We start from the raw sequence: 21,161 nt of genomic DNA, 5'->3' as shown, positions 1-21,161 counted from the left end.
AGCAATCGGAAAATCGCACATGAGCGACACCCCTGCAGGCGGCCTGGACGGTCTCGTGGCCACGCTGCGCGCCCAGCAGACCGAACTGACCGAACGATGGATGAACCTCGTGTTCGGCGATTCCGAAGTCGAGCATTCCGACCAGCTCACGTACCGGCAGCTTGCGGATCATCTGCCGAATGTCCTGGAGGAAATTTGCGTCGTGCTCGAATCGCGCAATCCGGGCGAAAGCGAACGCGCGCTCGAATCCGACGCGCGGCGGCACGGGCAATGGCGCTGGCAGCAGGGTTATCGCATCGACGAACTCGTGCGCGAACTGGACGTGTTCCGGCAAGTGCTGACATCGGCGATCAGCGACTACGCCGCGACGCACGCGGATTTGTCGCGCGCCGACGAGGACTACGCGCGGTTCACGATCGACGAAGTGGTGAGCTTCGTCACGCTGACGTCTATCCGCGAAGCCGTGACGGAGCGCGATCGCAAGATCGACGACTACACCGGCATGCTGGAGCACGCGAATTACGAACTGACGCTGCGCCAGAAGCTCATCAGCGAGCTTTACGAAACGCGCATGCAGATCACGCGGCGCGTGGCGCACGACCTGCGCAACTTCCTGAATGTGTTCTCGACAGCGCTGCAACTCGCTACGCGTTCGCCCGCCAAGCGCGACACGGCGCTCGCGCTCGCGAACCGTCAGATCGGCGACATGGCGACGCTCGTCGACGAAATGGTCGAATACTCGAAGATTCTCGGCGACGATTCGATCCTGACCGCCGAATCCTTCGATCTCGTCGTGCTCTTCGACGAACTGATGCAGTCGTCGCGCGTCGCGGCGGAAGCGAAGGGGCTGAAGCTCGTCGGGCATCTCGACGCGAACCTGGGCGCGGTGGTGTCGAACCGGCTGAAGGTGAAGCAGGTCGCGCTGAATCTGCTGTCGAACGCGATCAAATACACGGCGTCGGGCGAGATCGTGCTCGCCATCGCCGCCGCGCCGGACGGGCGCTGGCGTTTGCGCGTCGCGGATACGGGCGTGGGCATCGGCGAGGCGGATCAGGAGCGCGTGTTCGAGGAATTCGAGCGCGCCGCCGCCGACGACATCCCCGGCGCGGGCCTAGGCCTCGCGATCGTCAAGGAACTCACGCGCACGCTCGACGGCGAATTGCGCTTCGAGTCGACGAAAGGCCACGGCAGCGTGTTCGAAGTCACGTTTCCGCTCGTGCTGGAGCCGAAGGCGCCGAACGCCGCTTGAATTCGCGTTTTCGCGTCGAAATGAAAAAGGCGAACGGATTGCTCCGTTCGCCTTTTTTTGCTGCTCGCCCGTGACGCTTACGCGGCCACGGCTTCGTCCTCTTCCACCGATGCGCGGATCAGGTGATCGAACGCACCGAGCGATGCCTTCGCGCCTTCGCCGACTGCGATCACGATCTGCTTGAACGGCACGGTGGTCACGTCGCCGGCGGCGAACACGCCCGGCACCGATGTGGCACCCTTCGCATCGACGACGATCTCGCCGTGCTTCGACAACTCGACCGTGCCCTTCAGCCATTCGGTGTTCGGCACGAGGCCGATCTGCACGAACACGCCTTCCAATTCCACGCGATGGCTTTCGCCGTTCACGCGGTCGGTGTAGCTGAGGCCGTCGACCTTCTTGCCGTCGCCGGTGATTTCCGTCGTCTGCGCGCTCGTCACGATGGTCACGTTCGGCAGGCTGCGCAACTTCTTCTGCAGGACCGCATCGGCACGCAATTCCGCGCCGAATTCGATCAGCGTCACCGCTGCGACGACGCCCGCGAGATCGATCGCCGCTTCGACGCCCGAATTGCCGCCGCCGATGACCGCGACGCGCTTGCCCTTGAAGAGCGGGCCGTCGCAGTGCGGGCAGTACGCCACGCCGCGCCCGCGATATTCGCGCTCGCCCGGCACGTTGATTTCACGCCAGCGCGCGCCCGTCGCGAGAATGACGGTCTTCGCCTTCAGCACCGCGCCGCTCGCGAGATGCACTTCGTTCACGCGGCCCGGAATCAGCTTGTCGGCGCGCTGCACGTCCATCACGTCGACTTCGTAGCTCTTCACGTGCTGTTCGAGCGCGGTCGCGAACTTCGGTCCTTCCGTTTCCTGCACGGAGATGAAGTTCTCGATCGCCATCGTGTCGAGCACCTGGCCGCCGAAGCGTTCCGCGACGACGCCCGTCGCAATGCCCTTGCGCGCCGAGTAGATCGCCGCCGCCGCGCCGGCAGGTCCGCCGCCGACGATCAGCACGTCGAACACCGGCTTCTTCTCCAGTTCCTTCGCGGCGCGCGCGGACGAACCGGTATCCAGCTTCGCGAGAATTTCCTTCACGCCGCTGCGGCCCTGGCCGAAGCTCTCGCCGTTCAGGAACATCGTCGGCACGGCCATGACCTGGCGTTCTTCTACTTCGCCCTGGAACAGCGCGCCGTCGATCGCGACGTGCCTGATGCGCGGATTGATGATCGCCATCACGTTCAGCGCCTGCACGACTTCCGGGCAGTTCTGGCACGAGAGCGAGAAATACGTTTCGAACCGGTAGTCGCCGTCGAGATTGCGAATCTGCTCGATGGTCGCGTCGTCGAGCTTGATCGGATGACCGCCGGTTTGCAGCAGCGCCAGCACGAGCGACGTGAATTCGTGGCCCATCGGGATGCCCGCGAACTGGATGTTCGCCGCCTTTCCCGGCTCGCCGATGGTGAACGACGGACGGCGCGCGCCGGCATCTCCTTTCTCGACGACGCTGATCCGCGGGGACAGCGAAGCGATTTCGTCGAGCAGGCTCTTCAGCTCATGCGACTTGTCGCTGTCGTCGAGGAAGGCGACGAGCTCGATCGGCCGAGTGACCTTTTCCAGATAGGCTTTCAACTGATTCTTGAGGTTGGCGTCCAGCATGGCGTTGTCCGTTCCGTGACGTTGTTCTTTGCGTGTATCCCGACGTGCTTCGGCGCAGCGCAAAAAGCGCCGGACCGAAGCCGTAGGGAGTGAACCCGCCGCGAGAACTGCGGCGAGTCTGATGCGCTCGTTGTGAAAACCGAGGCTTAGATCTTGCCGATGAGGTCGAGCGACGGCGTCAGCGTTTCAGCGCCCGGCGTCCACTTGGCGGGGCAAACTTCGCCCGGATGCGACGCGACGTATTGCGCAGCCTGCACCTTGCGCAGCAGTTCGCCCGCGTCACGGCCGATGCCGTTGTCGTGGATTTCGCACAGCTTGATCTCGCCTTCCGGGTTGATCACGAACGTGCCGCGCAGGGCCAGGCCTTCTTCCTCGATCAGCACGTCGAAGTTGCGCGAGATCGTGAGCGTCGGATCGCCGATCATCGGATACTTGATCTTGCTGATCGTGTCCGACGTGTCGTGCCATGCCTTATGCGTGAAGTGCGTGTCGGTCGACACACCGTAAATCTCGACGCCAAGCTTCTTGAATTCGGCGTAACGGTCAGCCAGATCGCCCAGTTCGGTCGGGCAGACGAACGTGAAGTCGGCCGGGTAGAACACGAACACGGACCACTTGCCCTTCAGGGTTTCGTCGGTGACGGTCACGAAGTCGCCGTTGTGATAGGCGGTTGCTTTGAACGGCTTGACTTGGCTGTTGATGATCGGCATTACCAGATTCCTCTTGGAGTGGTGTTGAAGAAGTAGGTGAAGTATGAACTAAAACTATCAAACCATCAAAATGGATTGATTTTATCATTGTAATTGATCTGGACTATGACGTCGATTTCCTCGGGTTCTCCCTCGGATTCCTTCGACGAGGCACCCGCCTTGCGACGTCACGCGGAAGCACATTGATTGGAGGCTTTCATGAAGATCGGCATCGTTGGAGCGGGCAACATCGGACAGGTTCTCGCGGAGCGCTTCACGCAGTGCGGGCACGACGTGAGCATCGCGAACTCGCGCGGACCGGCTTCGCTGCGCGACGTCGAGCGCACGACGGGCGCGAAAGCGGTCGAGGCGCGCGAGGCGGTCAAGGGCGCGGAGCTCGTCGTCGTGACGATTCCCGAGGCCAAGGTTCCCGGCTTGCCGAAGGATCTGTTCGCGGGCGTGCCGGCGAATGTCGTTGTCGTCGATACCGGCAATTACTATCCGCAGCAGCGCGACGGGCGCATCGAGGCGATCGAGAAGGGCATGCCGGAGAGCCGCTGGGTGGAGCAGCAGATCGGCCGTCCGGTGGTCAAGGCGTTCAACAATATCTACGCGGCGCACCTGCGCAAGAACGGCAAGCCCAAGGGCACGGCGGGGCGCATCGCGCTGCCGGTCGCGGGCGACGATCATCGCGCAAAGAGCGTGGTGATGAAGCTGATCGATGAAATCGGTTTCGACGCGGTCGATGCCGGCGAGATCGACGATTCCTGGCGTCAGCAGCCGGCCACGCCGGTCTATACCGCCGATCTCGACGCCGACGGGCTGCGCGCGGCGCTCCAGAAGGCCGATCCGGTGCGCAAGCCCGCATGGCGCGCGACCGACAGCAGCCCCGGCACGTTCGAAAATCCGGCGTGATGCGGAGTATTAGCCGCAGCATCAGCGAGTCAACGGGTAAAGCAGACGCGTGCCGTGCGACAATCTGCAAACTTTCCCGATGGGCTTTACCATGAAGTGCCGAGCCGCACCCGGCGCAATGGACTCGCTGATTGATCTATGAAAACCGTTTCTCCCACGCTTGACGAGCAGCACACTGATCACCGCTTCGGCGAATGCGCCGAACTCGCGGATGTCGAACTGGTCGCGACCGCCACCATTCCGACGCGCTACGGCACCTTCGGCTCGTATGTGTATCGCGTGAAGGAAACGGATGTGGAGCACATCGCGTTCGTGATGGGCGACGTGAGCAACGGCGAATCCGTGCTCACGCGTCTGCATTCCGAATGCGTGACCGGCGACGTGTTCGGCTCGTATCGCTGCGATTGCGGCGAGCAACTCGATCTGGCGCTGCGTTATATCGCGGCTGAAAATCGCGGAATCCTGCTGTATTTGCGCGGGCACGAGGGGCGCGGCATCGGCCTCGCGAACAAGATCCGCGCTTATGCGCTGCAGGAACAAGGGCTCGATACCGTCGATGCGAACCTGCACCTCGGCCTTCCCGACGACGCCCGCGAATACGATTCAGCCGCCGCCATCCTGCGCGCGATGAACGTGAAATCCGTGCGTCTGATGAGCAATAACCCGTCGAAGTTCGACACGCTGCTTCGCCACGACATTCCGGTGAGCGAGCGCGTGGCGCTCGCCATTCCGATGCGCGAAGAGAACGAGCGTTACATCAAGACGAAGCAGTCGCGGTTCGGGCATTACTTCGACGAGAACGAGTGACCGGTTGGACGCGTGAGCGCCGCTCAGCGTGCATCGTGAAAGATCACGCCGAGCATGTGGCGCTTTCCGGAGCGCAGCCGGCTCACGCCATGCCGCATGTTCACCCGATACACCCCGCGCGTGCCGTTCACCGGCCGCTGATGCACGGCGAAAAACACCGCATCGCCCTGGGAAAGCGGCACCACTTCCACGCGCGACTGCATGCGCGGGCGCTGTTCGGTCATCACAAACTCGCCGCCGGTGAAATCGCGGTCCGGCGCGGACAGCAGAATCGCCATCTGGATGGGAAACACGTGTTCGCCGTACAGATCCTGATGCAGGCAGTTGAAATCGCCGGGCACGTAGCGCAGAAGCAGCGGTGTCGGGCGCGTTTGCCCCGCGCGATGGCATCGCTCGATGAACGCCGTGTGATCGCGCGGAAAGCGCGTGTCGATGCTCATCGCGTCGTTCCATCGATTGGCGAACGGCGCGAGATGCGGGTAAGCCGCGCCGCGCACGCCGTCGAGCAGCGCGGGCAGCGGATACGCGAAATACTTGTACTCGCCGCGCCCGAAGCTGTGCCGTTCCATCACCACGCGGCTGCGAAATAGCGCGTCGTCGTCGTAGCAAGCGGCGAGCGCCGCGCATTCTTCGCGTGAGAGCAGGCCCGGCGCCGTCGCCGATCCCTGCGCGCCCAGTTGCGTTTCGATATCCGCCCAGTCGAGCGCATCGATGCGTTCGACGATATCCGCGCTCGCATCGTGCGCGAGCGCGTGTTCAATCGCTTTCATGAATTCTCCGGATGAGCGTGAGCCTTGCCCTCACTGTGCGCGGGAAGCGCGGCTCACGCACTCCGGGTCTTGCGATGCAATTCAGTGCACCGCCGCCTTGTCCGTCGTCGGCTTCTGCCCGGTCGCGGTTTGCGTGATGCGGTTCTGCAGTTCCGTCTTGCGCGCTTCGATCTTCTCGCCGAGCTTGGCGAGATCGATACCCGTCTTGCGGATTTCCTTGAACAGCTCCGATTCTTCTTCCTCGACGTGATGCGTGACGTTTTCCTTCAGCACGCGGAAGGTCGCATCGAAGCCTTCGTCGCCCGCGCGCAACTGCGTGAATTTCTCGATTAGCGTCTTCACGAGAAAGTGTTCGACATAGGCTTCTTCAACATCGATCTTCTCGTCGTCGTCCTTGCCGAACGCCTCGCGCGCGGCCGGATAAAGCAGCTCTTCCTCGATGATCGCGTGAATCGTCAGCAGTTCGCAGGCGCGTTGCACGAGCGTGGACTTGCGTTCGAGATCGTCTTTCGGCGCACGATCGAACGCGTCGAAAAGCTGCTCGACCGCGCGATGATCGGCCATGAGAATTTCGAGCGCGTCGCCGGTTTGCGGCTGCCGCGATGCTTGCGCGGTGGTGGACATGTGGCTGCTCCTTATGTGTGGCCGGGCTTTGTCGCCGCAGCTTTTTGGGGGTGCCCTCAATGAGCAAGCACAGTGCCCGCCGCGTCCTTTTCGTGCACGACCTTGACTTGCCACCACGCCGGCAATAGCCGCCGCACTTCGCCGCGTGCGAAGCGGTCATCGATCAGATACAGCACGCCGCGATCTTGCGGCCCGCGAATCACGCGCCCGGCCGCCTGCACGACCTTCTGCAAGCCGGGAAACAGATACGTGTATGCATAGCCTTCGCCGAATGCGTCGTGCATGCGCGTTTTCATCTGCTCGTTCACCGCGTTCAGTTGCGGCAGCCCGAGCGTGGCGACGAACGCGCCGATGAGCCGCGTGCCCGGCAAGTCGATCGCCTCGCCGAACGCGCCGCCCAGCACCGCGAAGCCGATGCCGCGCCCGTCCGGCTCGAAGCGCGCGAGAAACGCCTGCTGCGCGGACTCGCTCATCGCGCGGGATTGCTGCCAGCATGGAATCGACGGATGCCGCTCGGCCAGCGCCTGCGCCACTTGCGCGAGATAGTCGAAGCTGCTGAAGAAGCTCAGATAATTGCCCTCGGCGCGTCGATACTGCGCGGCGATCATGTCGGCGATGCGATCCACCGAGCGCTCGCGATCGCGAAAGCGCGTCGATACATCGGCGATGGCGCGCACGTCGAGCTGATCCGCGCTGAACGGCGATTCGACGTCGATGCGCACCGTCGTCGCGGGCAGGCCGAGCGTGTCGGCGTAGAAATGCGCGGGCGTGAGCGTCGCGGAAAAAAGCGCGACGCTATGCGCGCGGGCCAGGCGCGGCGCGAGATGCGGCGCGGGAATCACGTTGCGCAGGCAGAACGCGGCGTTGCCCTTCGCGGAAAGCGTGATGTCGAAGATGGAATGCGGGCCGAAGCGCTCCGCGATGCGCGTGAAATGCACGGCATCGAAATAGAAGCGCAGGACGTCGGGCGTGAACACATCCGGCTGCTCGGCGAGCGTTTCCGTCATCTCCGACACCGCCTGGCCCAGCGCGCTCAAAAGCTTCGCGGGCAGTTCTTCGCGCGCGGCGTATTCGACAGCCGCTGCCTTCTGCTCGCGGCTCGTGTCGCTGAACGCACGCGCGAGGCGCCCGAGCGTGCGCTTGAAGACCGCCGGCGCGGTGCGGCGCATGACGTTGAACGCGGTTTGATCGAGCGTCGCGGAGTACATGCCGCGCGCGCGTTCGACGAGGTTGTGCGCCTCGTCGACGAGCACGGCCACGCGCCAGCGATTCGCCTCCGCGAGCGCGAACAGCATGGCGCTCGTATCGAAATAATAGTTGTAGTCGCCGACGATCACGTCGCCCCAGCGCGAAAGCTCCTGGCTCAGATAGTACGGACAGACGGCGTGCTCGCGCGCGACGTCCGCAATCGACGCCCGATGCAACTGCGCCCGTTCCAGCGCGGCGGCGCGCGCGGCGGGCAGGCGGTCGTAGAAGCCGCGTGCGAGCGGGCAGGAGTCGCCATGACACGAGCGGTCGGGGTATTCGCACGCCTTGTCGCGCGCCACCAGTTCGACGACGCGCAGCGGCCGTTGCGCGGACGCGCCGAGCTTCGTCAGCGCATCGAGCGCGAGTTGCCGGCCCGCGCTTTTCGCGGTCAGAAAGAAGATCTTGTCGAGTTGCTGCGCGGGCCACGCCTTGAGCAGCGGAAAGAGCGTGCCGACCGTCTTGCCGATGCCCGTGGGCGCTTCGGCGACGAGGCATCGACCGGACATGGCCGCGCGGTACACGCCCTCCGCGAGCGCGCGCTGGCCGGGGCGGAATGTCGCGTGCGGGAAGGCGAGCGCGGTGAGGGACGCATCGCGGGCCGCGCGGTGTTGAATCTCCTGCTCGGCCCACGCGATGAACCGCTGGCATTGCGCATCGAAATGGACTTTCAGCGCTTGCGCCGATTGCGTTTCGACGAGCACGCTTTCCGTTTGCTCGGCGATATCGAAATAAACGAGCGCGATCTCGATTTGCGCGAGCCCGAGCTTGCGGCACATCAAATGACCGTAGACGCGCGCCTGCGCCCAATGCAGATGCCGATGATTCTGCGGCATCGATTCCAGCTTCCCCCGATGCGTCTTGATTTCCTCGAGCCGGTTCGATGCCGGATCGTAGCCGTCGGCGCGTCCGCGCACGCGCAAGGGACCGTAGTCTTCCGACAACGCGATTTCCTTCAGATACCCGGCAGGACGCCGCCCCGTTACCGTGACGTGCCCGGCCATGCCTTCCTGCGCGGTCGGCGTGGGCGTGAAGCGAAGGTCGAGATCGCCTTGCTTCGCGGTGAACTCGCACAGCGCGCGCACGGCGACAGTGTAGGCGGGCTCGGGGACTGTACGCATATACAGTAGTCTAGCATGCGGAATATCGCGGCCCGACGGCGCGTTTAGTGAGTACGGCGTCGCGCTTGGCCGTCGTCGTCAACCGGAGAAATGACATGAAGCTCGCAAGAATCGTCGCGGTGATGGTCGCGTTGCTCGCCGGAGTGTCCGCTGCGTCGCTCGCCGGATGTCAGACGGATGGCGGGGCGTCGTCGAACCGGTCGTCGAGTGGAAGCGGAAGCGGCGGCGGGGCGTACTAGGCGCGTTTCGCTAGAATGGGCGGTGTCTCAACGCCGCTCATGGATGGAACGATGCAAACGTCCGACACGCCCCCGATCTCGAACTGGCACGCGCATGTCTATTTCGATGCCGCGAGCCGCGACGCGGCTTTGCAGTTCAGGCAGATCATCGAGGAGCGCTTTGCGAGCGACGTTCAGACCGGCGCACTGCGGCTCGGGCGTTTTCACGAGCGGCCGGTCGGGCCGCATCCGCAGTGGTCGTTTCAGTTGGCGTTCGAAAGCGAGCGCCTCACGCCGATGCTCGAATGGCTGGCCGTCCATCACGGCGCGCTGGACATTTTCCTGCATCCCAACACGGGCGACGACTTGCGCGATCATCGCGATTCGGCCGTGTGGATCGGCCGTTCGCATGAACTCGTGCTGACGGTTTTTCAGAAGTAGGGCGGACCGCCGTCCGCCCAGCGATTTACTTCTTGGCGCCCGCAGCCTTCGTCGATACGACGCGCACCGCAGGCGGCGTGGCCGCGCTCGCGGCGCTGGCGGCGTCGTCCTGCGCGGCTTCGACGACCTGGCGCGCCGCCGTGCGCGCAGCTTCATACGCGGAGTTCGCGGATTGCGTGGCTGCATCGATGGCGGATTTCCACGCCGACACGACCGCGTCGCTGCCCGGCGCACCGCTCGCGATGCTGTCGACGAACGCCTGAACGTTGCGCTGCGATTTCTCGATCTGACTCTGCGCGGCCTCCAGATATACGCCGCGCACGCCCGTCGCCAGTTCGATGACTTGCTGCCAGTAGGCCTGCGTGCGCTGCGCGCTCGCCTGAAGCTGGGCATTCTGGAGCGCGAAGAATTGCTGCGGATCGCGCACGGAGAAACTCTTCGTCACGTAGTCCTGATGCTCGGCGAGCGCCGTCCGGACCGTGCGCACGTTCAAATCGACCAGCTTTTCGAAGCCTTCGACCACGCGCGATGCAAGACCGAAGGTGACATCCAGTCCCGCCTTTTGCGATGCAAGTAGATTTTCCGGCGCAAGACTGCTCGTGATCGATTCCATTTGTAGTGCCTCTTTAATAACAAGCGGTGGATTTTTGCAGCGCAGCGAGGAATTGATTCTTAGAGAAAGTCGGGCGTGTGTCAATCCGCGTTTTTTTGTCGATGCTTTGCTTCCTGAATCAATCGGCGAAGAATGAATCCGCTTTGCGGAAGCTGAGAACAGAATTAAAAAGAATGAAATAAACCGAACGATCATTCATTTAATCGATGCAGCGCCTTATCGTCTTTGAACGAACGTTCGCTCAAGTGACTGTTTTGCAACGATTCCACGTTTGCGACGGGTAAACGCTTAGGCCGGAAGGCGTCCCATACGGCCTTTCCCCAGTTGCGCTCAGGCACGTATCTTGAAAAAATCTCGCACTGCAACAAGCGAAAGAGAATCATCGGGCCGGAGGCTTGTCACTGCCTCGTCATTACCGCCCCGTACGATTCCATCGCGCAATTCAAGCCGGCGCTGAACGGCAAATATACAAATCGAGAGAGTTGAAACAGATGGGCCGATATACACAAACCATTGGGCACCTTGAACGTAGTCACGACGACAATTCCCTGCGGCGCGCCATGGCCGCGCGGCTAGACCGGGCGATGCAGCGCGCGAACGTCAGTTCCGCCAAAGCGGCCAAGTGGGTCGACGTCAGCGAACACGACGTGCAGTTCTGGCGGCGCGGCATCACGGTGCCGCCGCTTCACGCGTTCAACCGCATCGCGAAGGCGCTCGACGTCGATGTGCACTGGCTTTGTACGGGCCAGGCTCAAGCTCAAGCTCAAGCGGCGCAGGCATCGCGCTAAACATTCCTTCGAAGGATCACGCCCCGACCGGCTCGCGGCCGTGCATCAACACGGTGCCGATGCCGCTTGCCGCGATCACGCACATGCCGATGGTCATCCACTGGTCGGGCGCCTGTCCGAAGAGCAGCCAACTGAAGCACGACGCGAACGCGAGTTGCGCGTAGGAAAACGGCGTCAGCACGGACAGCGGCGCGCGCCGTAATGCCTGAAGCATCATCAACTGGCCGCCGGTGGCCATCGTCGCCATGAACGCGACGAGCATCCAGCTGCCGGCGCTCACGCGCGCAAGCTCGGGCAGCAGTTGCGCCTGATCCGCCCACACGAGCACGCACAGCACGGCCGTCGCGACGAGCGCGGTGAGGAAGTTCGTCGTGATCGCATCGTCGAGGCGCGACAGGTGGCTCGACACCACCTGAAAGCACGCGAACGTGGTCGCCGAGGCAATCGGAAAGATGACGGTCCACGTGAAGCCGCTGCCGCCGGGCCGCACCACCAGCAACATGCCGATGAAACCCAGCACGACCATCGCCCATTTGCTGCGCGGCACGTGGTCCTTGAGGACGAGCGCGGCGAGCAGCGTCGAAATGAGCGGCGCGAGCATGGCCAGCGATGTGGTGACGGGCAGCGGCAGATAGCGCAGCGCGGCGAACGTACAGGCGGAATTCGTCAGCAAAAGCAGCGCGCGGACGATTTGCAGTTTCACGCTGCCGGTCTTGAAGAGGCCGAGCGCGCCGCGTCGCGCTTGCCAAACGCCGAGCACGATCATTTGAAAGAGATAGCGCACCCACAGCAACGCCACGATCGGCACGGCCGCGCCGATGAGCTTGACGGTCGAATCGCTGGCGGCGAAGGCGGCGGTGGTGAGAATCATGATCGCGATTCCGGCGCCGGTGTTATCGGTACCAATGTGGAATCGCGCCTTGCCGTCTAAGGTTGCCATCGAGTGCCCGCCCGTTCGCTTCCATGAATGTAGTAACGGCTCTTTTAAGCCGTTGCTTGCATTCTGCGGACATCGGCGGCGACTGGCAAGGCGGCAGTAAAGTTCTTTTCAACGCTGTTGCGCGTGGGTCACGATGCACAAAATGTACTAGACGGTTCGTTCAAAACCGCTCGCAGGCGTGAAGACGAACGATCGTGAGGCGCTGGCAATAAAGTTAACGTGCGAGTCGATTATGCGTGTATCGTGCTTTGCCATCGGCCATTTGCCGCCTAGACTTAAAGTAGTTTCTCAACCGCTTCGCCGGGAGGCGATGATGCGAACGAGACCACGAGAAGTCGTTCGGCTGCTGGCGACATGGCGGCACGCCGCGCGATGCCGTGCCTTGCGCGCGGCGTCTACGCAGGAAGCAATGCAGCGCGCGAAAGAAGAAGCCGACGAAGCCCCGGAACACGAGCAAACCGATGCGGACGAATCCGCCGTGAGCGATACGTCGTGCGCGGAGCGGGCGCATCGGCGGATGCATTGAAGACGGCGATGCGCCGCGCGCGATCTAGATTCGCGCGGTGTTTCTGAACGGCGAGAAGCGCCAATGGCCCGCCGGATCTTTCACGGCGACCGCGCCGTGTTCGTGCAGCATGTCGCCGATCGCGCCGGGCTTGATATCGTCGGTGATCCTGATGACGAGCAGCGTGCGCTGTCTGACGGCATCGTCGAGTTCGGCCGGCATGGCAGGGCGCTGCGGCTGCGGATCGCGCGCGACGAACCGGTTATGCGCGCCGATCACGCCCTGATGTTCGCCATGCGCCACATACTCCGCTTCGTCTTCTTCATGCGAAGGCAGCGGGAAAGCGTCGAAGTCGATATCGCTTGGCGCGGCCCGGTAAAGGTGGGCGTCGTCGCGGGAAAGCCCCGCGAGTTGCAATGCGCGCAACGCTTCGTGTCCATCTCGATAGGACGCGAATACGCCCACTATCACCTGATTGGTCGCCTGATTCATGGTCGCCTCCGATCCGCGTTTCATGCGCTATCGTCGCATGCGGGCGTCGCGTCGAGTCGTGCTGAGATCGAACGGCGCGGCACTCGCAGAACGTGCGCGGTGTTGGATTAGTAAGAAGAGAAAGCAACGGCCATTCCTGCACGCGCGGTTTGAAAGGTAAGGCGGGAATTTGTCCGGGTTGCGACCCCAGCAGCATTCGCCTAAAGTGGGTGAGCTATTTTCCAGACTACAGCGCGTTCCGCTCCGGCGCGCGTTTCGCGAGGCTCGAATGACGGCAAAAGCGTGCGCGTGGATGTTGCTGCTCGGACTGGCTGGCGCGAATGCGGCATCGGCGGCGCCGTGCTATAGCGACGGCGATGTCGTCATGCTCGAAGGCAAGGTCGTGCGTCAGGCTGCGCGCCAGGCCGACGCGGCTTCGAAGCCCGCGTGGGTGCTGTCGCTGGCGAGTCCCATCTGCATCGCGGGCGCGACGGCGGGAACGCAGTCGAACGTATCGGCGGTGCAGATCGTCGATGCCGAGCCTCCGGACGACGCACGCGTGCAACTCACCGGCAAGCTCGTCACCGGCAACGTGAGCGCTTATTACGCCGTGCCAACGGCCATCTGGGTACTGAAACAGCGCGTGCTGTCAGGTCGCTGACGTGAAACTCGAGGCCGCGAATCAGGCGGCTTTCGCGCGTGCACGGCAGTACTGAGCAACGACCCATTGCAGCGGCTGCTCGTCGAGCTTGCGCTCTTCGGCGAATCGCATGATGGCGTCGAGTTGTTGGCCGCTGCAGCGGAACGCCTGGCGGCGCGGCATCGAAAGATTGGTCTTATGCTTGGTCATGGCAATCCCTTTTGCTTGGTTCTCAATGGACCGTGGGACCTTCCCCGTAGGGCAGGACGGCCGAACGGTGACCCGCTCGTGCGCCTGCTGCTCCTGCCATTAAGCCGGATCGGTGAAATCTGGACCGGCTGCTAGCGCACATAGTCACCAGAACACCGATCACAGTGCAAAGCGTGGGCCTGATGCCCGCGCGCCCGTTTTTCCATTTGCGATGAAAGGCGCGGGCCGCTAGCAGGGCGACCGTTATCCCGTCTGTTCGACCGGCGTCACTTCGATATCCAGCATCTGCGATCCGCGCAGCACCGCGACCTTCACCGCGCGATCGATCCGCGATGCATCGAGCGCGCGCTGCAGGCCATCGACGGTATCGACATCGACGCCGTCCACCGCGACGATCCGGTCGCCCGCGCGCAATCCGCCCGCCGCAGCGGGACTTCCCTTGACGACTTCCATCACGTGCACCGCGCTCGATACCGCGAGCCCGAAGAAACGCTGCACGCGACGCGAGACCGGCGCGGTCGTGCCCGCCACGCCGATATACGCGCGCCGTACGCGTCCGTAAGCGAAGATCTGCATGATGACCCACTTCGCCGTATCGATTGCGGTGGCGAAGGAAATGGCCTGCGCGCCCGAGATGATCGCCGTGTTGACGCCGATCACCTGTCCCGCGGAATTGATGAGCGGACCGCCCGAATTGCCGGGATTGAGCGCGGCGTCGGTCTGAATGACGTCGTAGATCATGCGGCCCGAGTTGGATCGCAGCGAGCGGCCGAGCGCCGACACGACGCCCGTCGTGACCGTCTGCGCGAGCCCGAGCGGATTGCCGACCGCGATCGCAATTTGTCCGACGCGCAAGCTGCCCGAATCGCCCAGTTCGACGTGCGGCAGCGGCTCCGGCGAGCCGATGCGCAGCACCGCGAGATCGCTGCCGGGATCGTCGCCGACGAGATCGGCGTGAAAGCGCGCGCCGTCCGCGAGCGTCACGGTGATGCGCGTCGCGCCGTGAACGACGTGGCTATTGGTCAGCAGATACCCGTCGGGCGTGAAGATGAAGCCCGAGCCGGTGCCGCCGGACGCGCGCCGCGCACCGCGCGCATCGGCGATTTCGCGTTCGACCGAGATGAACACGACCGCCTGCTGCACGCGTTCCAGCGCGCCGATCACCGTGCGCGAATAGGCGTCGAGCAGGGCGGTGTCGTCGAGCGGCTGCGGCTCGGATGACGTGGCGTCTTGCGAGCCGCGCGCAAGATCGTCGATGAATCGAGGACGGCTTCCCATGTCGGACTCCGCATGTGTGAGAGCCGACATGCGGGCCGCCGCAAGGCTTTTCAAGATGGCCGCCGGCCCGCCCGTACGACGTCTCAGGCCGGGCGCGATGCGCGTGCGAGCAGCGTCATCGGCCCGAGCGTTTCGGCGATGCGGCGCTGCGCGTCGTCGCGCACGAAGAGCGATCCCGCGAAGCCGAGCGCGTTGATCGCGACGCCTTCCACGTCGGACACGGTGCGCGGCACGGCGAGCATCCATCGGCGGGTGACGAGCAGGTTGTACGGCGCGGAGTGATGCGCGGCGCCGGCGACATCGAACGGTTCGATGCCGATTGCGTCCAGCAGCCGGCGATACGTGCCGAGCGCATCGGCCGCGCCGATCGACGATGCATCGCCGAGCCACGCCGCCGCGTGCGCGAACGTGAACTGCGGCACGCGAAAAGGCGCGGCGTCGCGGGCGGCTTCGACGAGCGGATCGATCGGCAGCGGATGGCCGTCGAGCGGCAGCGGCACCATCTGCAGATGCTTGTGCGGCTGGCTCGATCCCGCGACGGTTCCGCCGTTGTAGAAGCCGAGGCCGTCGATTTCGCGCAGGCAGGCGAGGAGCGCGGCGAAATCGTCGGCATCGAGCAGGGCGGCTTGCGGCTCGAAGTCCGTCGTCACGATGAGCAGGTGATGCGCGAGCACGTTGAACTTGTTGAGCAGCAGAAAGTGCCGCTCGCCGATATCGCCGACGCGCAGCGCTTCCTCGCACGGCGAAAACGGATCGCGCCACTCGCTGGCGGCATCGGCGGCGGACTTGGCCGCGAGCTTCGCGGCTTCTTCCTTGCGCGCGAGATTCGCCGCCTGGCGCACGAGAAAACGCACGCCGTGATCGTCGATGAAATGCGGCACGGTATCGAACGAGCGCAGCGCGCCGCACGCGAGGGCGTGTTCCGTCTGCTCGACGATGCGCTGCCACGAAGGAGCGCGCGGGTGCGAAGGAGAGGTCATGGGCGGTGAGCGAAAGTTGCCGAAAGGCCTCATTTTGCTATCTAAACGCGGACGACGCAGCGCCGGGCTTTGCGTTGAAAGCGCACATTGGCGCGCGCCGCCTATAGTTGCGTTTCGTCACTGATAGTTCAGATTTTTCGGCATGTGCTTTCCAGTTGCCCTTCGATAGACTTCTTTCCGTTCCGTCATTCGGCCAAGTGTCATCGATTAGGATGACTAGGTAACGTTGAATCGGCTGAACGTGTCGATGGCAAATTTCCGCCATTGCTACTTTGTTCAATGAAGAGGTTCACATGCAAAAGATCGATCGCGCCGCTCTGGCTCTTTCGAACGTCGCAGGCGGTTCTGCAAAGGCGTCGAGTTCGTCGTCGTCGAACACGAATGTCAGCATCACGATCACGTCTAGCGGCGGCAGCAGCGGCGGCAACGGCGGTAGCACGAAGGGCTAATAAGGCATTGCTCTTTCGCCGATAGCGGAGTTGCGCCGCAACTCACTGTCTTAACCACATTTTTCACGAGGTATTCAAATGCAAAAAATCGATCGCGCCGCACTTGTTCAGGCAAACATCGCTGGTGGTACGGCCAAGGCGTCGAGCACGTCCACGTCGACGACCAACGTGAGCGTCACCATCACGGCTTAAGCCACGCAGACGCTCGCTTCGAGCGTTCGCATTCCCGTTCGTTACTTCAACCAAGAGGTTTTCAAATGCAAAAGATCGATCGCGCCGCTCTCGTGCAGGCAAACATCGCTGGCGGCACCGCCAAGGCGTCGAGTACGTCTTCGTCGAACACTACGGTGGAAATCAACATTTCCGCCGGCGGTTAAGACCGCCGCTCTCTGAATCGAGAGCGCGACTGACCAGTCAAAGGCCTCCGGTTTTCGGAGGCCTTTGGCTTTCCGAAAGCCTCACGTCCAGTCCGTTTCATCGTCCTTTGAATTCGGCAGTGTCAATCCCGAAGCCGGCAGCGGCAACGCGGTCTTGTATCGCACCTGCTTGAGCGCGAAGCTCGAGCGGATATTCGATACCCCCGGCATCTTCGTGAGCCGTTCCAGAATGAAACGCTCCAGCGCGGCCACGTCCGGCAGCACGACGCGCAGCAGATAGTCGGCATCGCCCGTCATCAGGTAGCACTCCATGACCTCCGGACGCTCGCTGATCGCCTGCTCGAAGCGGGCCAGCGCGTCCTCGATCTGCTTCTCCAGACTCACCTGAATGAACACGTTGATGCTCAAGCCGAGCGCTTCCGGGCTCAGCAGCGTGACGTGCTGTTTGAAAAGTCGCGCTTTCTCCAGCGCGCGCACGCGATTGAAACACGGCGTCGGCGACAGATTCACGGCGCGCGCCAGCTCCGCGTTCGTGATGCGCGCGTTCTGCTGAAGCTGGTTGAGGATGCCGATATCGATGCGATCAAGGCGCTGCCTGGCTTGCGAGCTCATAGTGTAAAGATTCCGGATTTGGACGTTTTCGCAGAACAAACACACTATCGCAAAGCGCGGCGGCCGACAAATCAGACGCCTATTCTGTTGGGAACTGGATATGCTTGAAAGCATTCCAGCCTATACGCGGAGTCGTGCCATGACGGATTTGTCGAGCGGGACCAGCCAGCTTCTTTCTCTCGCGCGGGGCCGCGAAGACACGGACCCCGGCGAAACCGCCGAATGGCTGGAGGCGCTCGACGCGGTCGTCGCGCACGTGGGCAAGGAGCGCGCGCAGTATCTGTTCGACCGGCTCGCGGAGCACGCGCTGTCGGTGGGCGTCGAATCGGCGCGGGCGCGGGCGACGCCTTACGCGAACACCATCGCCGTCGGCAATCAGCCGCCGTATCCCGGCAACCTCGACATTGAAGAGAAACTCGCGGCCGTGCTGCGCTGGAACGCGCTCGCGATGGTCGTGCGCGCGAACCGCGCCTATGGCGAACTGGGCGGCCATATCGCGAGTTACGCGTCGGCGGCGGATCTGTTCGAAGTCGGCTTCAATCACTTCTTTCGCGCCGCTGGCGACGACCACGGCGGCGATCTCGTCTACTTCCAGCCGCACTCGTCGCCGGGCGTGTATGCGCGCGCGTTTCTCGAAGGCTTTCTTGACGAAGACCACTTGCGCCACTATCGGCGCGAGATCGCGGGGCCGGGGCTGTGCTCGTATCCGCATCCGTGGCTGATGCCGGACTTCTGGCAGTTTCCGACCGGATCGATGGGCATCGGTCCGATCAACTCGATCTATCAAGCGCGCTTCATGCGCTATTTGCAGAATCGCGGGCTGAAGCAGACCGAGGGGCGCAAGGTCTGGGGCTTTTTCGGCGACGGCGAAATGGACGAGCCGGAATCGATCGGCGCGCTCTCGCTGGCGTCGCGGGAGCGGCTCGACAATCTCGTGTTCGTCATCAACTGCAATCTTCAGCGGCTCGACGGCCCTGTGCGTAGCAACGGCCGCATCGTCGATGAACTCGAAGCGCAGTTCACCGGCGCGGGATGGAACGTCATCAAGGTGCTGTGGGGATCGGACTGGGATGCGCTTTTCGCGCGCGACCGCACGGGCGCGCTCTTGCGCGCGTTCGCGCATACCGTCGACGGGCAATTCCAGACGTTCTCCGCCAACGACGGCCGTTACAACCGCGAGCGCTTCTTCGGCCAGAATCCCGAACTCGCGGCGCTCGTCGCGCATATGTCGGACGAAGACATCGACCGCTTGCGGCGCGGCGGCCACGACGTGCGCAAGCTGCACGCGGCCTACGCGAAGGCGCTCGCGCACAAGGGCCAGCCGACCGTGATCCTCGCCAAGACGATGAAGGGCTTCGGCATGGGCGCCGTGGGCCAGGGCCGCATGACGACGCATCAGCAGAAGAAGCTCGATCTCGACGACCTGAAGGCGTTCCGCGACCGCTTCCGTCTGCCGCTTTCGGACGCCGACGTCGAGCAACTGAAGTTCTACAAGCCCGCCGACGACGCCCCCGAAATGCGCTATCTGCGCGAACGGCGCGCGGCGCTGGGCGGCTACCTGCCGCGACGCCGGGCGCGCGCGTCGCAATCGCTCGTGCCGCCCGCGCTCGGAACGTGGGGGCAGTTCGCCATCGACACGGCCGGCAAGGAAATGTCCACGACGATGGCGTTCGTGCGCATGCTCGGCAGTCTCATGAAGGACGCGGCGCTCGGGCAGCGCATCGTGCCCGTGGTCGCGGACGAGGCGCGCACGTTCGGCATGGCGAATCTCTTCCGGCAGGTCGGCATCTACTCGCCGCTCGGCCAGCTGTACGAGCCGGAGGACATGGGCTCGATGCTCTATTACCGCGAGGACACGCGCGGGCAGATTCTGGAAGAGGGCATCTCGGAGGCGGGCGCGATTTCATCGTGGATCGCGGCGGCGACGTCGTACAGCGTTCACGACCTGCCGATGCTGCCGTTCTACATCTATTACTCGATGTTCGGCTTCCAGCGCATCGGCGACCTGATTTTCGCGGCGGCGGATCAGCGTTCGCGCGGCTTTCTCATCGGCGCGACGGCGGGGCGCACGACGCTCGGCGGCGAAGGCCTGCAGCATCAGGACGGCACGAGCCACCTGACGGCATCGACCATTCCGAATTGCCGCGCGTACGACCCCGCGTTCGCGTACGAAGTGGCGGCGATCGTCGATGAAGGCATGCAGGCGATGATGCAGCGCCAGGAAGACGTGTTCTATTACCTCACCGTCGGCAACGAGAATTACGCGCAGCCGTCCGCGCCCGGCAAGACGCTCGACGCGGCCACGCGCGAGGGCATTCTGCGCGGCATCTATCGCATTCAGGACGATGCCGCCGCGCCCGCAGCGCAAGTGCAATTGCTCGGCTCCGGCGCGATCCTGAACGAAGCGATCGCCGCGCGCGCGATGCTGAAAGCCGACTGGAACATCGAAGCCGCCGTGTGGAGCGTGACGAGCTACACGGAGCTGCATCGCGATGGCGCGGCGTGCGAGCGGCTCTCGCGCTTAGCCGACGAAGCCCGCACGCCTTATGTGACGCACGCGCTGGAAGGATCGCGCGGACCGGTGATCGCCGCGACCGACTACGTGCGCGGCGTGCCCGAGCTGATCCGCGCGTACGTGCCGCGCCGCTACGTGACGCTCGGCACCGACGGTTTCGGCCGCAGCGACACGCGGCAGTCGTTGCGCGCGTTCTTCGAAGTGGATCGCGTGGCGATCGTGCTGGCGGCGCTGAAGGCGCTCGCGGACGAAGGCGCGATCCCGCGCGCGTTGCTCGCCGATGCGCGCACCAAGTACGCTCGCGATCACGCGGAACGCGACGCGCCCTGGACGCGCTAATGCCGTTGAGCGAGCAGGGCGCGCACTTCGTCGTCGCTCGTCTGGTCGAAATCGAGATAGAACTGGCCGACGCCGAAGTACCGATACGGCCGCAGCACGCAGACGAATTCGTCGACGACGCCCGCCACGCGCGCTTCCGAATCCAGCGGCGCGACCGGCACGGCCGCCACGATCGACGCGGGCGGCGCGTGGGCATTGCGCAGCGAGATGGCGGCGGCTTTCATGGTGGCGCCGGTCGCCATGCCGTCATCGACGATGATCGCGACTTTGCGGGCCACGTCGAGCGGCGGACGTGATCCGCGAAAGAGCGTCTCGCGCCGTTGCAGTTCGGCGCGCTCGTTCGCGATGACTTCATCGAGCGCGATTTTCGACACGCCCGCATAGTCGACGATGCGCTCGTCGAGATAGAACGCGTTGCCGGACGCGATGGCGCCCATCGCCAGTTCCGGCTGCCACGGGACGCCCAACTTGCGGACGACGAGGACATCGAGTTCGGCATCGAGCGCGCTCGCGACTTCGAACGCGACCGGCACGCCGCCGCGCGGCAGGCCGAGCACGATGACATCGTCGCGGTTCGCGTAAGCGGAAAGCAGCGCGGCGAGTTCGCGGCCCGCCTCGCGCCGGTCGATGAAGGTCGAGGTCATGGTTGTCCTCGGTATGAGCGATGCCCGCGCGGGCATCGCGCAATCCACGCCGATCAAATCGCCCGTCGC

At 63.8% G+C, this 21,161-nt stretch carries 22 protein-coding genes; 9 read left to right on the top strand and 13 right to left on the bottom strand.

Annotated features, from left to right (window positions below):
* The first annotated feature begins 19 nt into the window (after positions 1–19).
* Positions 20–1,249, top strand: coding sequence for a sensor histidine kinase (locus NCR39_RS19190; protein ID WP_250453634.1), 1,230 nt, complete (start codon positions 20–22; stop codon positions 1,247–1,249).
* Between the two features lie 77 nt (positions 1,250–1,326).
* Here NCR39_RS19190 and ahpF read toward each other — a convergent pair whose 3' ends face one another.
* Both ahpF and ahpC read right to left on the bottom strand, forming a co-directional pair.
* Complete coding sequence (ahpF, locus tag NCR39_RS19185; RefSeq protein WP_250453633.1) at positions 1,327–2,901, bottom strand: alkyl hydroperoxide reductase subunit F; 1,575 nt, start codon at positions 2,899–2,901, stop codon at positions 1,327–1,329.
* A gap of 146 nt (positions 2,902–3,047) precedes the next feature.
* Entirely contained in the window at positions 3,048–3,611 is a 564-nt protein-coding gene (gene ahpC, locus NCR39_RS19180; RefSeq protein ID WP_250453632.1) for an alkyl hydroperoxide reductase subunit C, read from the bottom strand.
* 198 nt (positions 3,612–3,809) lie between these two features.
* Between ahpC and NCR39_RS19175 the strand changes: the two genes are divergently transcribed.
* Positions 3,810–4,505, top strand: coding sequence for an NADPH-dependent F420 reductase (locus NCR39_RS19175; protein WP_250453631.1), 696 nt, complete (start codon positions 3,810–3,812; stop codon positions 4,503–4,505).
* 138 nt (positions 4,506–4,643) lie between these two features.
* Positions 4,644–5,312 carry a GTP cyclohydrolase II gene (gene ribA, locus NCR39_RS19170; RefSeq protein WP_250453630.1) on the top strand — a complete coding sequence of 223 codons (669 nt, stop codon included), beginning with the start codon at positions 4,644–4,646 and terminating at the stop codon, positions 5,310–5,312.
* 23 nt (positions 5,313–5,335) lie between these two features.
* Here the strand turns inward: ribA and NCR39_RS19165 are convergent, their stop codons facing one another.
* The 3 genes from NCR39_RS19165 to NCR39_RS19155 form a co-directional block, all read right to left on the bottom strand.
* The gene (locus NCR39_RS19165) at positions 5,336–6,082 is read right to left on the bottom strand and encodes a 2OG-Fe(II) oxygenase (RefSeq protein WP_250453629.1); all 747 of its coding nucleotides are present in this window, start codon (positions 6,080–6,082) and stop codon (positions 5,336–5,338) included.
* Between the two features lie 81 nt (positions 6,083–6,163).
* Complete coding sequence (locus tag NCR39_RS19160) at positions 6,164–6,706, bottom strand: hemerythrin domain-containing protein (protein ID WP_250453628.1); 543 nt, start codon at positions 6,704–6,706, stop codon at positions 6,164–6,166.
* A 56-nt stretch (positions 6,707–6,762) separates the two neighbouring features.
* The gene (locus tag NCR39_RS19155) at positions 6,763–9,072 is read right to left on the bottom strand and encodes an ATP-dependent DNA helicase (protein ID WP_250453627.1); all 2,310 of its coding nucleotides are present in this window, start codon (positions 9,070–9,072) and stop codon (positions 6,763–6,765) included.
* A 95-nt stretch (positions 9,073–9,167) separates the two neighbouring features.
* On the opposite strand from NCR39_RS19155, the gene NCR39_RS19150 reads away from it, so the two are divergent.
* Positions 9,168–9,311, top strand: coding sequence for a hypothetical protein (locus NCR39_RS19150; RefSeq protein WP_250453626.1), 144 nt, complete (start codon positions 9,168–9,170; stop codon positions 9,309–9,311).
* A 51-nt stretch (positions 9,312–9,362) separates the two neighbouring features.
* Positions 9,363–9,731 carry a DOPA 4,5-dioxygenase family protein gene (locus NCR39_RS19145; protein ID WP_250453625.1) on the top strand — a complete coding sequence of 123 codons (369 nt, stop codon included), beginning with the start codon at positions 9,363–9,365 and terminating at the stop codon, positions 9,729–9,731.
* 25 nt (positions 9,732–9,756) lie between these two features.
* Here NCR39_RS19145 and NCR39_RS19140 read toward each other — a convergent pair whose 3' ends face one another.
* Positions 9,757–10,344, bottom strand: a complete 588-nt coding sequence (locus NCR39_RS19140; RefSeq protein WP_250453624.1) for a phasin family protein — start codon at positions 10,342–10,344, stop codon at positions 9,757–9,759.
* A 560-nt stretch (positions 10,345–10,904) separates the two neighbouring features.
* Between NCR39_RS19140 and NCR39_RS19135 the strand changes: the two genes are divergently transcribed.
* Positions 10,905–11,132 (top strand): helix-turn-helix domain-containing protein, encoded by a 228-nt coding sequence (locus NCR39_RS19135; RefSeq protein ID WP_250453623.1) that lies wholly within the window; start codon positions 10,905–10,907, stop codon positions 11,130–11,132.
* A gap of 16 nt (positions 11,133–11,148) precedes the next feature.
* On the opposite strand, the gene NCR39_RS19130 is transcribed toward NCR39_RS19135, so the two are convergent.
* A complete protein-coding gene (locus tag NCR39_RS19130; RefSeq protein WP_250453622.1) occupies positions 11,149–12,003 on the bottom strand; it encodes a DMT family transporter in 855 nt (284 codons plus the stop codon).
* A gap of 619 nt (positions 12,004–12,622) precedes the next feature.
* Positions 12,623–13,069: a hypothetical protein gene (locus NCR39_RS19125; protein WP_250453621.1), complete on the bottom strand. Its 447-nt coding sequence runs from the start codon at positions 13,067–13,069 to the stop codon at positions 12,623–12,625.
* A gap of 268 nt (positions 13,070–13,337) precedes the next feature.
* Between NCR39_RS19125 and NCR39_RS19120 the strand changes: the two genes are divergently transcribed.
* Positions 13,338–13,709: a hypothetical protein gene (locus NCR39_RS19120; protein WP_250453620.1), complete on the top strand. Its 372-nt coding sequence runs from the start codon at positions 13,338–13,340 to the stop codon at positions 13,707–13,709.
* A 21-nt stretch (positions 13,710–13,730) separates the two neighbouring features.
* Here NCR39_RS19120 and NCR39_RS19115 read toward each other — a convergent pair whose 3' ends face one another.
* From NCR39_RS19115 to NCR39_RS19105, 3 genes are all read right to left on the bottom strand, one after another.
* Positions 13,731–13,898 carry a hypothetical protein gene (locus NCR39_RS19115; RefSeq protein WP_250453619.1) on the bottom strand — a complete coding sequence of 56 codons (168 nt, stop codon included), beginning with the start codon at positions 13,896–13,898 and terminating at the stop codon, positions 13,731–13,733.
* Positions 13,899–14,141: 243 nt separating this feature from the next.
* Positions 14,142–15,176, bottom strand: a complete 1,035-nt coding sequence (locus NCR39_RS19110) for a S1C family serine protease (RefSeq protein WP_250453618.1) — start codon at positions 15,174–15,176, stop codon at positions 14,142–14,144.
* An 83-nt stretch (positions 15,177–15,259) separates the two neighbouring features.
* Complete coding sequence (locus NCR39_RS19105) at positions 15,260–16,156, bottom strand: ATP adenylyltransferase family protein (RefSeq protein WP_250453617.1); 897 nt, start codon at positions 16,154–16,156, stop codon at positions 15,260–15,262.
* Positions 16,157–16,449: 293 nt separating this feature from the next.
* Between NCR39_RS19105 and NCR39_RS19100 the strand changes: the two genes are divergently transcribed.
* Positions 16,450–16,605 carry a hypothetical protein gene (locus NCR39_RS19100; protein WP_250453616.1) on the top strand — a complete coding sequence of 52 codons (156 nt, stop codon included), beginning with the start codon at positions 16,450–16,452 and terminating at the stop codon, positions 16,603–16,605.
* 458 nt (positions 16,606–17,063) lie between these two features.
* Here NCR39_RS19100 and NCR39_RS19095 read toward each other — a convergent pair whose 3' ends face one another.
* Complete coding sequence (locus NCR39_RS19095) at positions 17,064–17,594, bottom strand: Lrp/AsnC family transcriptional regulator (protein ID WP_250453615.1); 531 nt, start codon at positions 17,592–17,594, stop codon at positions 17,064–17,066.
* A gap of 139 nt (positions 17,595–17,733) precedes the next feature.
* Between NCR39_RS19095 and mdeB the strand changes: the two genes are divergently transcribed.
* The gene (gene mdeB / locus NCR39_RS19090) at positions 17,734–20,448 is read left to right on the top strand and encodes an alpha-ketoglutarate dehydrogenase (RefSeq protein ID WP_250453614.1); all 2,715 of its coding nucleotides are present in this window, start codon (positions 17,734–17,736) and stop codon (positions 20,446–20,448) included.
* On the opposite strand, the gene NCR39_RS19085 is transcribed toward mdeB, so the two are convergent.
* Positions 20,445–21,092, bottom strand: coding sequence for a phosphoribosyltransferase (locus tag NCR39_RS19085; RefSeq protein ID WP_250453613.1), 648 nt, complete (start codon positions 21,090–21,092; stop codon positions 20,445–20,447). The genes mdeB and NCR39_RS19085 overlap by 4 nt on opposite strands.
* Positions 21,093–21,161 lie beyond the last annotated feature (69 nt).

The organism is Caballeronia sp. ATUFL_M2_KS44 (assembly GCF_023630965.1).
GTDB lineage: Bacteria > Pseudomonadota > Gammaproteobacteria > Burkholderiales > Burkholderiaceae > Caballeronia > Caballeronia concitans.
Note: the sequence above shows the minus strand (reverse complement) of the source record. Positions and strands in the feature narration are given on the sequence as shown.

Bases quoted from the DNA above. Each gene is read 5' to 3' on its own strand.
- NCR39_RS19190 (WP_250453634.1), top strand. From the start codon at position 20: ATGAGCGACACCCCTGCAGGCGGCCTGGACGGTCTCGTGGCCACGCTG.
- ahpF (WP_250453633.1), bottom strand. From the start codon at position 2,901: ATGCTGGACGCCAACCTCAAGAATCAGTTGAAAGCCTATCTGGAAAAG.
- ahpC (WP_250453632.1), bottom strand. From the start codon at position 3,611: ATGCCGATCATCAACAGCCAAGTCAAGCCGTTCAAAGCAACCGCCTAT.
- NCR39_RS19175 (WP_250453631.1), top strand. From the start codon at position 3,810: ATGAAGATCGGCATCGTTGGAGCGGGCAACATCGGACAGGTTCTCGCG.
- ribA (WP_250453630.1), top strand. From the start codon at position 4,644: ATGAAAACCGTTTCTCCCACGCTTGACGAGCAGCACACTGATCACCGC.
- NCR39_RS19165 (WP_250453629.1), bottom strand. From the start codon at position 6,082: ATGAAAGCGATTGAACACGCGCTCGCGCACGATGCGAGCGCGGATATC.
- NCR39_RS19160 (WP_250453628.1), bottom strand. From the start codon at position 6,706: ATGTCCACCACCGCGCAAGCATCGCGGCAGCCGCAAACCGGCGACGCG.
- NCR39_RS19155 (WP_250453627.1), bottom strand. From the start codon at position 9,072: ATGCGTACAGTCCCCGAGCCCGCCTACACTGTCGCCGTGCGCGCGCTG.
- NCR39_RS19150 (WP_250453626.1), top strand. From the start codon at position 9,168: ATGAAGCTCGCAAGAATCGTCGCGGTGATGGTCGCGTTGCTCGCCGGA.
- NCR39_RS19145 (WP_250453625.1), top strand. From the start codon at position 9,363: ATGCAAACGTCCGACACGCCCCCGATCTCGAACTGGCACGCGCATGTC.
- NCR39_RS19140 (WP_250453624.1), bottom strand. From the start codon at position 10,344: ATGGAATCGATCACGAGCAGTCTTGCGCCGGAAAATCTACTTGCATCG.
- NCR39_RS19135 (WP_250453623.1), top strand. From the start codon at position 10,905: ATGGCCGCGCGGCTAGACCGGGCGATGCAGCGCGCGAACGTCAGTTCC.
- NCR39_RS19130 (WP_250453622.1), bottom strand. From the start codon at position 12,003: ATGATTCTCACCACCGCCGCCTTCGCCGCCAGCGATTCGACCGTCAAG.
- NCR39_RS19125 (WP_250453621.1), bottom strand. From the start codon at position 13,069: ATGAATCAGGCGACCAATCAGGTGATAGTGGGCGTATTCGCGTCCTAT.
- NCR39_RS19120 (WP_250453620.1), top strand. From the start codon at position 13,338: ATGACGGCAAAAGCGTGCGCGTGGATGTTGCTGCTCGGACTGGCTGGC.
- NCR39_RS19115 (WP_250453619.1), bottom strand. From the start codon at position 13,898: ATGACCAAGCATAAGACCAATCTTTCGATGCCGCGCCGCCAGGCGTTC.
- NCR39_RS19110 (WP_250453618.1), bottom strand. From the start codon at position 15,176: ATGGGAAGCCGTCCTCGATTCATCGACGATCTTGCGCGCGGCTCGCAA.
- NCR39_RS19105 (WP_250453617.1), bottom strand. From the start codon at position 16,156: ATGACCTCTCCTTCGCACCCGCGCGCTCCTTCGTGGCAGCGCATCGTC.
- NCR39_RS19100 (WP_250453616.1), top strand. From the start codon at position 16,450: ATGCAAAAGATCGATCGCGCCGCTCTGGCTCTTTCGAACGTCGCAGGC.
- NCR39_RS19095 (WP_250453615.1), bottom strand. From the start codon at position 17,594: ATGAGCTCGCAAGCCAGGCAGCGCCTTGATCGCATCGATATCGGCATC.
- mdeB (WP_250453614.1), top strand. From the start codon at position 17,734: ATGACGGATTTGTCGAGCGGGACCAGCCAGCTTCTTTCTCTCGCGCGG.
- NCR39_RS19085 (WP_250453613.1), bottom strand. From the start codon at position 21,092: ATGACCTCGACCTTCATCGACCGGCGCGAGGCGGGCCGCGAACTCGCC.